Below are 14,120 nucleotides of genomic sequence, written 5' to 3'. Positions count from 1 at the left end.
TTCTGTTTCTTGACTTTCTTCTACTATAACTCCTGGTAGGTTTAGCAACTTAGTCAGTAATCTATTCTTCATCTCTTTGATGCTTAACACTTCCCTAATAATTTAGCACAGTAAGTACGGAAGAACCAATTTTTTGTTTTCGTTGTCGAGCTAAATCTAATACTTGGATTGAGGGAGCTGTTAAAATTGTGTGTTTTTGAATTAAATATTTGCCTTCTTTATCTTGTAGTGCTGGAAAAGGAACAAAAAATAGAGATTGAGTGGGAATAAAAATAACGGAATTACTAGGATCTTTAGGCAGCAAATCTGCGATCGGCTCAATTAATAATTGATAAAGTTGTTGTAAATGACTCGTTTGTTTAGTCTTTTCTACTTTAGGAACCAACCCTAAACCTCTACCTCTGACACCAATAGACTCACGGCTATCGGATACTAAATTTGCCAGCAATGAATTATCAGCTTGGTTGTTTGGTTGCTGATTTTGGTTTTGGGGTAGCGATTTGTCCCTAGATGTAGTAATTTCCGAATAGGGATTTGCTAGAATTTGTTGTCTGAAAATGTACTGAAACAAAAAAAATCCTCCACTGCCTCCTAATATTAATACTAGCAACAACCAGTTCCGCCATAACCTATGAGGAAATAAGCTTTTTTCACTTGTATACGAATATAAAAAAATTATTTCTTTTTGGTAAGAAGTTTTATTTTCATTAGCCTTTTGATAGAAAATAGAGCGGTGATTAAAAATAGCTTTTTGCTTGAATAAAAGACGTAAGCACCAGATGAAAATACAAATAACAATAATTATACTAGAAGTAATTATGGCTATAAATGCTGGATGAATCGTTTGTATATTCATCTTCAATTCTTGCATTAATCCCCGAACAAATAACTGAGGATTAGAAGCTAGCTGCGCTAACCAAATGTTTGGTTGTCCTAAAAAACTAAGATTTACATGGCGAAATATCACTTCACCAGTTGGTTTAACAACCCAAATAAATAATTCTGATTCACTGTTTTGAGCAACATTTTCGCTTTGATTATCTTTATGAACAATTGTATATTCAACCAGTGTTGCTTGGTGTTCCTTAGCAATTTTCCGAATTTGATCGATTTTAAGTGGAGGTGGTGTCGGATGAGCTTTTAATTGTTCAAAATATTCCGGTGTATAAGCTAAAAGAGACGATGGACGATTAATTAAATCTATCAACAGGCTTGCCTGTGATTGCTGTACTAATTCTAAAGCTTTTTCATATTTACTTTCAGCTATCAGGCTTTGTAAATTATGATTAAATGAACTTTTAGGATGGTATTGGTTATGCAAATTAAGCTCTGAAATAAAACGATCTATTTGAAACAAAAGATCGTTTATCAATACATATTTCTGTGAATTTACGTTACTCCGAGTCTGAGAAAGAGGATTATTATAAGTAGGATAAAATATACTGAATATATCATCGTAAGTCTTTATTTTATTATCAACAGGAAGAATATCTTTTTCCTGTTGTGCAGTCTTAACTGTAAGACTTGCTTGAGTAATGATTTCTGATGCTTTCTCATATTGCCTTAAATCTTTATAGGCTATAGCTATTATATATAATGCTGAAGCTTTTTGATAGGCATTATTTTTAGTTTGGGCTATGTTAAGCGTTTGAGCAAAAATATTATTTGCTTTCTCACTTTCTCCCGCTACTGCATATTGTTTAGCAACTTTAGCTAATAAATTGAATCTACTGTCAGAGTTATCTAAACTATTTACAAGTTGAAATGCGCGATCGGTTTCTCCTACTTCCAAATATAAATTTGCTATCATTGGACGCAATGCTTGTTCATAGCTATAATTTTTCGCTATTTGAAGCACTTGAATTAATAACTCAAAGTATTTATCTTTTTGTTCTACATCTCTTCTTTGGTTTACATAATTTTCAGCAATTTCACTCAAAGCTTCATTCTTGACAGAGGTTAACTCTATATTACTCGCAATCTGAAGTGCTTGATTATATTCTTTTATCAACAAATCATTATGACTTTTTTTGGTAAGCTCAGAAATAATTTTAGCTAATACTTGAGATTTAATTTCAATACTTTTTATATGAGCAATAATTTTAAAACCTTCCTCATATAATTCTTTTGCTCGGTCTTTACTAGCAGTATCAATATGACGTGGTAATTCTCTTAAAGCTTTAAAAAAGTTAAAAGCTATTACACCTAAAGTCTTATCCTTTATCTCAGAGTTCGGTATCGTATAGGCAATTTTTAGTGAGCGGTTCTGTAGTAGATATGCTAATTGTTTTTTAGCTTCAACGTCACCTGTTAAGCTGGATGATATCTCTGAAATTTTCAAGGAAATTAAGGCTAAAGTCTTAGATTTAATATAAGGATTCTGTATGTTATTACTAGTTATCAAAGCTCGATCTATAAGATAAGTTATGTTTGCAAATGTTTCTACTAATGTAGTATTACCTAGCTGAGGAAAAAATATAATGTTTTTTGAAGTATCCATATAACCACAAGCTAATTCACTTAAAAGTATGTCTTTGCTATTAGCATCTTTAACAGCATTAATAATCTGAATAATTTTGGGTAATATATCATTATCTGTTTCCGGTTGTATTTCTGTTTCTGTAATTCTGGGATTCTGTGCAACTATTCGTTTTCGATTTATGGTATCTTTAGCAGAAAATTGAATAATTTGAGCTAATAGTTCACCTTTGAGAGAATTATCCTGTATATTGTGAGCGATTTGAAGGGCTCTGTTATATTGTTCCAATCTAGCATATTCATTACCAATCTTAGCCAATATGCTAGATTTATAAGTACTAACTTCTATACTATTAACTATTTGGAGAGCAATGTTTAACCTGTTAATATGTTCTTCTGGTTTTTTTTGAAAATTATATAGATCTGACCCAAAAAATGGCTGAATCTCTAAAATTCTTTCAGGATATAGGTAATATTCGACAACTTTATATAATGCTATAGATCTTTCATTAACATTTTCTATCGCCTGGGAAATTTTTAGGACTTGAGTTAGGGTTCGAGAAACTTTTTTTGATTGCTCTAAACTTGCATATATAGTAGCTATTTTCCCTAAAATTTTAACTTTTTCTTCTGGTTCTTTTATAGAATTAACTAATTCTAATGACCGATCGAGCAAATTTAAGCTCTCAGTTTCAAAAAGTTTGAGATAGTTTCCATCGACTGTCAAAAATGATACTTGGAAAGGGTCTATTGCAGCGCTATAAGAGGCTGCTATCAAGGTTAATGCTTCAACTTTATAACGAGGGTTATCTATTGTATTAGCAACCAAAAGTGCTTGCTTTAGAAGTTGAGATAATTGTTCAAGATTTTTCTGTCTGTTAACTTCACTCGGATCGTTATACCTCATACCATACTTTTGTAGGGCTACAGCGATTAACCTCTGAACGATAATACCATAGGCGTATTGAGCGGATAATTCTGTTTGTTTTGAGTTAGTAAATTCTTCTCTAAAATGTGGTGTTTGGCTGCATTTTGGTAATGTATGATAATTTGCAGCTAAAGTAGGAAAAGTGAAATTAAAATTGCTAAATGTTGCCAAAAGTGTAGAAAATGCTAGAAGTCTAATTCTAAATTTCATAATTTTCGGTTTACCTCTAGTATTGGGTAGTATGACTTTTGATTTTACTTTAGTTCTCCGGTTAGAGGAGGTATGCACCCAACTTGACACTTTTTTCAAACTACTTCAAATGTAATCGACATAGCTGCTACCTGGGTAGTATCAACTTGATTAATTCCATTTTCACTTTTTGTCAATACTATATTGTTACTATTGCTACTACGTAAGTCATTATTAGAGTTACTGCTTTCTCCTAAATCTTTTAGTAAGTTGTCAATGACTTCAACCGGAGTAGAAATGGCGATCGGGCCGCTTTGTTGACTGCGATTTTGGGCGATCGTCTGCAATACTTTCAAAGCTTTTCGTAATGGTTTTAGGCTAGTAATTATTAAAATTTCCGTCATCCCTAGAGGTTCTTGAGTTTGCAGAGAAAATGTATCTTTATTTGGCTCAGGAAGTAACAGCGTTTCTCCTGCTACTAATCTAGCTGCATCTCCCGGCGCAGACCATTGATTAGGAAAAATAACCGTTATTTCTGCTTCTGCATTAATTACTAATATGCTAACAAAAATGTCGTTAGATTCATTATTTATAATTTTCAACTCTACGGGCGTATTTACTGGTAATTTGGATACCTCTGGAGATAAGATATTAGTTAAATTTGCTAATTTTTCCTTTGCGCCTCGCACCGGAAACACTTGTCCAATCAATACATCATTTTCATTAACTCTTCGCAGACTTGCGGTAACATTTAATCGAGAAAAATTAATATTAAGTGACATTTTAATAATATGGATTGCTAATAATGATTTCAACTTAACTTGTAACCTGTTAATAGCATCTGTAACTATTTCTGTTGCCACGCCAAAAGAACCGTTAATAACTTCACCGCCTACAGAAAATAAACCCAAACTTCCTATAGTTGGAAGTGAAGCATAATTTTTGCTAGATGGTAATTTTTGATAATAAGCTTTACTCATTCGACCGAAAATACAATGTACTTCTCCCTGTTGCAGAGGCAAAACTTGAATCCGAGGTAAAGCTGACAAAGCATTAAAAGCAATATCTGTGTCTTTATCTAACGATGGATCGATACCAACTTTTAAATTTAAGTTATGAGGAATTCCCCGTACAGTTTCTAAACAGAATGCACCTGGTTGTATAGTTACTGCTGAAAGTTTATTGAAAAGTTTCCCTCGTCCGACTAAACCTTGACGAGATTGGAGTTGTATTTCTCCTATAGTTTTATTATTAGCGTCAACTACTGTAAAACTCGCTGTTTTGTCAAAAGCAGCTAAACTTTCAGAATCAATTCCTCCTAACCACATTTCCACAAATTCATCCTCTATTTTAGTAACCACTGCTTCTGCTGCGCTAGTTACCTTATCAATAAAGTAAATTGGTTTTTGCTCATTTCTACTTCCAGGTTTTACTTCATATTCTGGTGTTTGCATTGTAAAAGAAATTTGAGTAGTACTTCGAGCAATATTTGGTAAAGTTTTTATTAGTGATTGCTGACTACTTTCTTGCCATAAATACTGGCTCATTAAATAGGTAAAAGCACCAGCACTAAAACCATTAAAGGGGTAGTCCGCAGCAAGTTGATCGCGATTTGTCGCGGTAATTACTACTCCTTTAGCTACTCCTTTTCTTCTTTGCTGTTTAAAATCAGCAGGCGTTAAATTCAATTGAGATAACCACTGTCTTTGATAGGCTAATTCTTCTGGTGAAGCTTTAAATTCTTGACCACCTGGAATTGCTCTAACCTGCAAATTACCTCGTTTAGCTCCTCCTGAGTAACAACAGTCGAGGACGAAAGTAACATTTTCTGTAGGTAAGGCACTCATTAGTAAAAATAGTGTGTGTCCGGTAATATCTTGGACAATTCCTCCTGAATTATTAGCAGGACGCGAACTATCAAAAGGAACAATGGTACTACTAAGACCATCAGGAAAATCATGGTCTGAGTCAACTATTTGCGAACCATGTCCTGAGTAATGAAACACTACTACATCTTCAGGTTTGGCTTGCTTAATTAGATGTTCTTCAAAGGCTGTTAAAATACCTTTGCGAGTGGCTTGAGAATTAGTTAAAATTAAAATGTCTTGAGGATGAAACCCGAAATGGTAAATTAGTAAGTTTCGTTGCAATTCAACATCAGTAAGACAGCCCTGTAATAATGGAATTTGACTGTTGCTAGCGTAATTGTTAATTCCTACAAGTAAAGCTAATCGGCGAAACTTATTAGTAGAACCTCGATTTAAAGGAATAGTAAAATCAGTGTTTCTTTCGCTAATTTTACATTGGCTTAAACCCAAGCTGGCGAGCGCCGAACTTGCCATATACAAAAAGTTACGTCGTTTAATTCTAAGCATGGTTTAAAAGATTACCCAATCGGGCTTAAGCACTTTTAAAATTAAATCACCCAATATCCATTTTTGCGCCAATACTGTTCCTTTAAAGCTTGCTGTAACTGATTACGGGAAATTAGCTTTTGCTCAAGTAATAATTCACCTAATTTTTTATCACTATGGAATTGAATAGTCAAGATGGATTCTAGTTGAGTTTGAGAAATAATCTTTTTATTGACTAAGATCCAACCTAGTTTGACTGAATGAGCGATACTGGTAATGCAACGTTTCGCGATCGCACTTTTAACAGGAGAAATAGATTGCTTTATAACTGAGGTTGTTTCTGTATTCAGAGTATAGTTAGTTACCATCATCTAATTCCTTAACTTGTCTTTGGTTTGCCATCTTCCTAATTCTTTAAGCCCTTATAGTTCTCAAAGTTAGAAAGCTATGCACCTAAGAACTTCAATTGCGTGGACAAAATTGCTCAAAAGTATCTTCCTTAAACTGATTCAAACGCGCAGAAGGTTTTTCTACCTTATATGCTTCTTGCAAAACATCCCCCCACATTCCGCGAGACGCAAAATAGTCAGCTTTTGCATAAGCAATCTTTTCTGCAGTCGCACCTTCCTGTTTTAACCCCGCCTCTAAACGAGTTAAATCAGATATAATATGCTTCCTTTGTTCTTCCTCAATTATCCGAAATGTAACTCGAAAAATTGGTACAGAACGCTGATTGAATAGGATTAAATCGTAGCTTTGTCCTGGTTGTAAAGCAGCACCATTGTATATAATGCTACTTTGATTTTCCGAAACTATTTGACTCCATAACGCCTGTTTATTACTACTAAGGCGGACTTCCATTTTCCGAATACTTCCACGCCAAAGAATTAAAGGGCGATCGCTCCAAACCACCCCTATTTTTCCTGGTCTAGCTGGAGTTATTATACAAATATCTCCACGAGAACCCGCAGGTACATCACCTCTAGGAGGTGGTACTCTCTCATACAAATTTTCCCAAGGTAACTGAGAATTAGCATCCTCTAACGCTACTTCTTGACTAATTACTATTTTTAAATTAGATAATTTGGCAACGCTATAGTTTTGGCACAAAAGTATTTGAATTACATTTAAAGTTATAGCTATTAACCCTAAATTAATTCGACGCATAAGTTTTCTTCCTTAATAACGCAGGTAAAGCATAAGCTGTTACCATTATTGCTGGTAAAAACCAAGGAAGCAAGATAGCAGCTGTCAGGTATATCTGTAAACTTACTATGCCATAAATAGCGATCGCAGTTACCAATATTAATCTTCGCTTACGAGGTTTTAGTTTCGTCAAGCTGAAAATTTTTCCCAATAACCCTGCCACAGCAATTAACCATAAATCAGGTATAGGAATTACAATCCAAGAATTAATGAAATGATGGAATATGTAAGCGTGAGTTTCTCCACCAGTAAATCGTTGACGAGAATTTTGCTGCTTTATTTTCAACCAGTAGCTTATAGCATTTGGTAAATTGTAATTATCTTGTCCTTCTTGAAATACTCCGGCTTCACCATAATCTCCGGGAACAATCATAATTACTTGTTGTTGAATATTAGATAATTTTGAAGAGTTAGGAGTAGTTTTAAGTAATTGCCAAGCCGGAATAGTTTGATAAATTTGTCCGGGAGGAATGGAAAAATCAATAATAGGCTGTAACCACATTTGTCCCCACTTATAAGAAAATTTAGTTAATTCTTGAATTTCTAATCTTGATGAAAATAGAATTTGGTTATTCTCTTTTGCTAAAGTTTCCAGATAATCATTAACTTGCCAAAAAAGGTTAGTTTGACTACTCAAGTTTGGTTTTAATAATTTTTCTTGCGTTAATTTTATTGCTTGATTGTTTCTAGAAGATAAATTTTTAAGGTTTATTTGATAAGCTAATGCTAATATATAAGAAAAAGGTAATTTAAAATCAGAAACTTTATTTGGATATATTGGCTCTACGTACCAAGGGCTTATGTTAATATAACCTTGCAAACTCCAAGTAGGTTTAGCAATTTCTGGTAGTACAGTTAGCCATTTAGTATCATTATTTTGGACAGTAGCAAATACAAACCAAGTAGGGTTCGGTTGTTTTTTGACAGCAGATTGAAGAGATTGGGAGAAGATGCGATCGCTTTTTCCTAAAGGACGATCTAACAAATAATCTATCCCCACAACTCTAGCATTCAAACTGGAAAGCTTATCTACTAATTTAGCTAAATAGATCCGATCCATTGGTTTAGGATCGGCAATTCTTGCTTGACGAATTGACTCTTCATCAATTTGTACTAATAATACAGGTGGATGATTATTTTGAGGAATTTGTGCAGTTAATTGACGGTAAATAGCTTGGCTAAGAATCCGTTTTTCTAGAAGAAAATCCTGTACTGGATATACTAAGCTAATCAAGGCTAATCCAGTAAATACAATTCCTTCCGTTTTGGTAGGTAGAATTTGTTTAATTCGTTGCTTCCATTCAAAAGTGGGAATCCGAAATAGACTTGCTTCTGGATGGCAAAATAGCGAGGGAATTAAAAAAGCCGAAGGATAGGTTAAGTTATGCTCTAATTTTAAATACTGACAAGCTATAACTGTTGCTTCTTGAACGTTTTTATGGGCTGCTAATACTTGCAGAAACTTGATTAAAAAGGTTTGTGCTACAGAATTATGAATTGGCTCCCGCATTATTACTACTTGGCTTAATCCTAAATCAATTAGTGATTCGGCAATATTAATACCATTGCAGGAATTGAATAAGGCAAATTGTAAACCTTTGGCTTGAGCAATTTTAAGATAAGGAATAATTTCGCTAATTGATAAAGAGATATTTGGTCCGATCGCTAGTTCCCCACCAGTTAATTGAGTTTCATTACTATGTCCAGCAAAAAACAATATATCCCAACCTTGTTCATCTGCTAAATTAGCACAAATGCTTTCTTTCAATTGAGAAATAGAGCTTCCTGGTTGCCAACCGATAAACTTAATTTCTGCTATTTTACTACAGCTAAGAACAGCCTGTCGCTCGCTTTGAAAATTCAGCCCAGTTTCATCTCCTAAAATAGCTAAAATTCTCCCTTTCTTCCGCCGAACTCTAGAAAAATTGTTTTGATTATTTTCTTGATGAATATTTTGAGGAGTTCTAATTATAGAAATACTTCCCATATTAGTAGGAAATTCTGCGCCTATTTCCCAGGTTTCCCAAGGTAGACGAGCTAATTCTAAAGGTTCACAAGTTAGAAATATATTAACTGTTTTTGCTGCGTCACTTAATTTCTCTTGATTATTAACTTTGAGCAATATACTATTGGCAATTATCCGACGAATTTCAAAAATTTCAGCACTGTGTAACCAGAAATGAAATTCATATATATATTTAGCTTCTGCTTGTACTAATCTAGCGTGCCAATCTATTGGAGGTGGAGCAATTCCACCCATTTTTTCTATTCTCCCCCGCAATGAAGACTTATAGAAGTTAAGGTAAATCCGTTGCCATTCTTGATAAATTGTAGTTAATAATTGAGGATAATTCACTCTACAGGAAATCTGTTGTCCTTTTCCCCAAGACAATTCAAATAAGCAAATTTGTTCGATTTTTTGAACTTTTAATCTAAAATTACTCATAATAAGTTTTTTCCTATCTAACTTTTCAATTTAACATTACGGGCGAAATGCAAATGGTGGCAAAGTCATAGTTTCTCCATTCATTAACGAGATAGTAATAAAAAAAGATTCTTCCCAATTACCAGCAACTCTGGCGTACAAGTAAGCAGGATCGCTTTCTTGACAGCGAACTAATTCACCCAAAATTCCTGTATTATCTTTTATTTGCAATTTGGTACCTAGAGGGATGCTGTTACCTCCTGAAGAACCCAAAATTAAAATTAATTGCCATTCAGGAATGTTTTCTGAAGATAATACTGCCCAAGTGACGGCATAAAGTCGCAAGCAAGTTTCACTAAAGTTTAAATTTTGATAAGCTCCTCTTGCTTGTTGGGGAATTTCAGTTCCAGTGCGTGCCAATTGAGTGAGAATATCATCTAGTTCTTCCCTTGGCGATCGCATCACAGTAGCGAAATTCTGCCGTTCAGTGTTAAAACTAGGAAGGAGTACCCAAGATAGTGATTGTGCTGCTTCATCAAGTTTATCTTGTAGCCATAAAGCTACATTAACTAAAGAATTAACTCCTGATTCTTGCTGCTGAAAAACTTCTGGATGGGTAAAAAAAATTATGGCTTCTTCCCACGTTAAAATTTGCCACAATTCTTGATCTGAAGTTTCTAACTGAGGTTGATACTGTACTAATTTTTCTTTAATTTTAGAAAGTAAATTCGCACTTGCAGTTACTAATATTTCATTAGGAAGTGGTTCAGGTTCTAAGCACCGCAAAGAGAGTAATAAATCATCTGGATTCAAATTAAACCAATCCAAAGGAAGCTGATAATTCCAGTTAAATTGGACTGGAATCCGATCGCTTTGGATTTTTTCCCTTAGTTGATAATGAGGAGTAAAAGTCAAAACTTTTGCTTGTTCTAGTTCTTCAATTATTGAAACTAATACATAGAAATGAGCGTTATATTCGGACTCAGTAGCGATTCTTGGCAAGCTAATTGTTTGCTCTATGCTTGTAGTTACAGGAATTAAGCAAATTTTGAAATTTTCTACTTTTAAGTTACAGACACCTCTGAGCAATCCAGCATACTGAGGTAAAAAAATTGAACACTGACTTTTGTTAATAGAAAGCTCGGGAGCGCGATCGCTTAACCATTGCTCAAAACTCAATAATGCTAAAGCATTAATATAAGCTTGCCATTGCTGGTTTTCGTTTAAAATCGGGTCGCTCAGTTTTATCGCTTGTTCTATTTGAGTAGTATCTAGAGTAATAGTGTCAGATTCTAGCGTATCCCACTCGAAGTTAGCGTACATTGAATTTTTAACCATTGTCCTCTTCCCTGATACTGATGTTTTGACTTGTAGATATATAGTTCTTTACATAGAAGATTAATGCAAGTTTAATTTTACCTGATTAAAAAAATACTATTGGATTTGATTCGCTATATAACATACTCTTCGAGCAAATAAACTTGGCAACGGACGGTTTTTAGTAACTGTACTTTCTGCTTCCGCCTTCTGAAATATATCTTCAATCTGTCGGTCAAGTATTTCTTCAATTTGTTGCTCTAAATTCTTAGCTTCCTTAAATTCAGTATAAAGTAAAGCTCTATTTAAAACCGAACTCAATAATTTTTTTAACATTAGTTGTCTCACTTCTGTTCGTAGTTGTTTTAGTTTAAGTAACCTAGTCACTTGGTACTGAGCTTGCAGACCGATTTTTTGAGCAATTTCTACCATCGATTGTCCCTGGCAATGGTAAAGATGAAGTGCTATAACAAACTGATTTACTAGAGCAATATTTTGCTTTTTCAGAGTGCTGAGGCGGTGATTAATAATAGTTTTTAATGCTAAATCTAACGAATTCATAAATTCACTACGGTAAAATTGTAAAAATTCATTTTCCTCATCTTGTTCGCTGGTTGAGTAAGTGCTAGGGATTAGCCCACCCAGAGTATAACTATTATCTGAATTACCCGCAGGTGCATCTAAAGATTGGTTTTTATAAGTACCACTTTTAATATAGATGCGATATTCTCGTAATAGTTTTGCTATATTATGAAGTCGTGACATTATTTCAGATGTCTTGAATTCTAAATTAATCTTTTGCTGAAATAGTTGAGAAATTTGTTGTAATTGTTCGGTTGTAGGAGGTAAGCATTGTCCCTGTCTCCCTAATTTACGTGCAGTTCTGCGATCCCGCCGATAAATCCGATGGTAACTTTCCAATAAAATAGCAGCTAACCTAATTTCCGATTCGGTAAGATGATGAAATTCTTGAAAGATTCGTTGTAATTGTTCCGAGTTTGTATCATTGAGAATAGCCCAGTCAGTGACTAGGTATACACCATGTTCTATTAAGAAAGCTTTTAGTTCCCGATGTTGTTTAACAAGTTTGCTTGTCCAATTAGATAAATTTCCTCGTTCTGGATTGTAGGTTTGTAAAATCTCAAGAGCAACAGAAGTATAGGAACTTTGTTGGTGTTTAGCAGAACGTTCAATTACATCATTGAGAACTAAAGGAAACAAATCATGGCGGGTAAAACCATAATTCTTCCCAAAATTAATTTCCAATTGAATACAAACTTGCTGAATAACACTGGAAATAAAGCAACGCAAGCATAGTTCAGCCGGATGTACTCTTGCATTATTGCTAGTAGATATCTTATTAGCTTGATTCGCTACTAAAGATGTTTGCCAATTTTCCCATAACTGGCATTGGATTTGTGCATCTAGTAAGTTTTCACTGCTAATTAGTTCGGGAAATATAGATGTAAAAAATGCTTTAGCAACAGTTATTTCTTCAATCTTGCTATTTCCTGTCGCATCTAGCCGGATCAGTAACCAGTACTTGGATGCAGTACTCATACTAATTTTTCCTATTGTGAGATTAAACCCTTTTTAAGAACCTACACTTTATGTTTCGGCTGCTACGTACATCGCTAAACTGAGCTTCTCAGTAAATTAAGTATTAAAGTCTTTGCATTTAGTATTAAATTAACTGGCATTAGGCAACCATACAGAGATGTGATTACCACTATCTAGTTCTGGAGTATCCTAAGTTATGCAATCAATGAAACTTGTAATCAAAAAAATTATACTTTCTTATTTTTCCTTGCATAACTAACAGCTGCTTAGAACTATATAGGGTTGAAAGAAGTCTGACACCAGTTTGGTTAGAATCTCAACGCACTAAGGCTATCTCATAACTAATATGATTAATTTCAGCGCCCAGAAAGCTATTGTTTTTATCGATCCTGCCGTTGCCAATTATCAGAGTTTGGTAGCGGGAGTAGATGCTGCTTCTGAAGTAATCATCCTCAACCCGACAAAAGATGGAATCTCGCAAATTACAGATGTTTTGGCAAGTCGTAATGATATTTCGGCGGTACATATTGTGTCTCACGGTAGCCCCAGTAGTTTGCAATTGGGTAATAGTTTGTTAAATTCAGGGAATATTGAAGATTATGCCGCACAATTGCAGCACTGGCGCAATTCTTTAACTAAGAATGCCGATATTTTAATTTATGGCTGTAATGTAGCAGACCCCACCCCGTTGCCAGGGCAAGGGGGAAAAGTTTTTCTCCAACGCTTTGCCCAACTGACTGGTGCAGATATTGCTGCTTCCAATGACCTTACTGGAAGTGCTGTATTAGGAGGAGACTGGGATTTTGAAGTCAAACTGGGGAACATTGAAGCACCTTTAGCTTTTCAGCTTGGTGTGTTAGAGGCTTATAACCATGTTCTGAATAATATCGTTCTCACCATTAACCCCAGCAACAATCCAACAGATGCGGTTAGCGAACTCATCAGTGCAATTAACACTGCCAATAGCACAGTAGAAGCAGACACTATTACATTATTTGCCGGGGGTACTTATAACTTAACTGCGGTTGATAACTGGTGGTATGGTTCCAACGGTTTACCTGCTATTGCCAGCGATATTACCATCGACGGGCAAGGAGCAACTATTCAACGCGATACCAACTTAGGGCGTTTGCGCTTTTTCTATGTGGGTGCTGATGCCACTAAACCAGAAACCTTGAACTACAACACCCCAGGAGCAGGAAAGCTCACCTTGAAAAACCTCACCCTGCAAAACGGACTGGCTCTAGGAGGTAATAGCTATCTCGGTGGAGGTGGTGCCGGGATGGGTGGTGCCATCTTTAATCAAGGCACTTTGATCGCGGAGGGTGTCATCTTTACAAATAATACCGCTCAGGGTGGGAGAACTAACTATTTTTCTTACAGTTGGGGTGGTGGTGGTATGGGGCAAGATGCCTCTACTGGCAGTGGCAACGGTGGCGGTTTTGGTGGGGCTGTGACTCCAACGGGAAGTAGTGGTGGCAATGGTTCTTCTGTAGCTGGCGGTGGTGGAGGTGGTGGCTTCCGCACTACTGACAATGGCAATAATGCGTCTAGTTCCAAAGGTGCAGCGGGTGGTGGCACCATCAATGGTACAGGCGGCAGCGGCGGTAGCAGCCTTGGCAGCCCTGCTATAGTTGAAGGTCTGTCTCTTATACACACCTGA

8 protein-coding genes are annotated in these 14,120 nt (G+C 35.4%); 1 reads left to right on the top strand and 7 read right to left on the bottom strand.

The genetic code is table 11. From position 1 onward, the window contains the following. Positions 1–94: 94 nt before the first annotated feature. From IQ264_RS33220 to IQ264_RS27010, 7 genes are all read right to left on the bottom strand, one after another. Positions 95–3,616 (bottom strand): CHAT domain-containing protein, encoded by a 3,522-nt coding sequence (locus IQ264_RS33220; protein WP_228061849.1) that lies wholly within the window; start codon positions 3,614–3,616, stop codon positions 95–97. Between the two features lie 95 nt (positions 3,617–3,711). Beyond that, a complete protein-coding gene (locus IQ264_RS27035) occupies positions 3,712–5,970 on the bottom strand; it encodes a caspase family protein (RefSeq protein ID WP_193984760.1) in 2,259 nt (752 codons plus the stop codon). Positions 5,971–6,011: 41 nt separating this feature from the next. Next, positions 6,012–6,320, bottom strand: coding sequence for a hypothetical protein (locus IQ264_RS27030; RefSeq protein WP_228061848.1), 309 nt, complete (start codon positions 6,318–6,320; stop codon positions 6,012–6,014). 91 nt (positions 6,321–6,411) lie between these two features. Next, positions 6,412–7,116 (bottom strand): hypothetical protein, encoded by a 705-nt coding sequence (locus IQ264_RS27025; RefSeq protein ID WP_193984758.1) that lies wholly within the window; start codon positions 7,114–7,116, stop codon positions 6,412–6,414. Further along, complete coding sequence (locus IQ264_RS27020; RefSeq protein ID WP_193984756.1) at positions 7,103–9,601, bottom strand: CHASE2 domain-containing protein; 2,499 nt, start codon at positions 9,599–9,601, stop codon at positions 7,103–7,105. Before IQ264_RS27020 ends, IQ264_RS27025 begins: the two co-directional genes overlap by 14 nt. A gap of 36 nt (positions 9,602–9,637) precedes the next feature. Continuing rightward, complete coding sequence (locus tag IQ264_RS27015; protein WP_193984754.1) at positions 9,638–10,918, bottom strand: DUF1822 family protein; 1,281 nt, start codon at positions 10,916–10,918, stop codon at positions 9,638–9,640. 96 nt (positions 10,919–11,014) lie between these two features. Beyond that, positions 11,015–12,457, bottom strand: a complete 1,443-nt coding sequence (locus IQ264_RS27010) for a hypothetical protein (RefSeq protein ID WP_193984752.1) — start codon at positions 12,455–12,457, stop codon at positions 11,015–11,017. Between the two features lie 346 nt (positions 12,458–12,803). Between IQ264_RS27010 and IQ264_RS33555 the strand changes: the two genes are divergently transcribed. Then, entirely contained in the window at positions 12,804–14,120 is a 1,317-nt protein-coding gene (locus tag IQ264_RS33555) for a DUF4347 domain-containing protein (protein ID WP_193984750.1), read from the top strand.

This window comes from [Phormidium] sp. LEGE 05292, from assembly GCF_015207735.1.
In the GTDB taxonomy this organism is placed as follows: domain Bacteria; phylum Cyanobacteriota; class Cyanobacteriia; order Cyanobacteriales; family Aerosakkonemataceae; genus Floridanema.
Note: the sequence above shows the minus strand (reverse complement) of the source record. Positions and strands in the feature narration are given on the sequence as shown.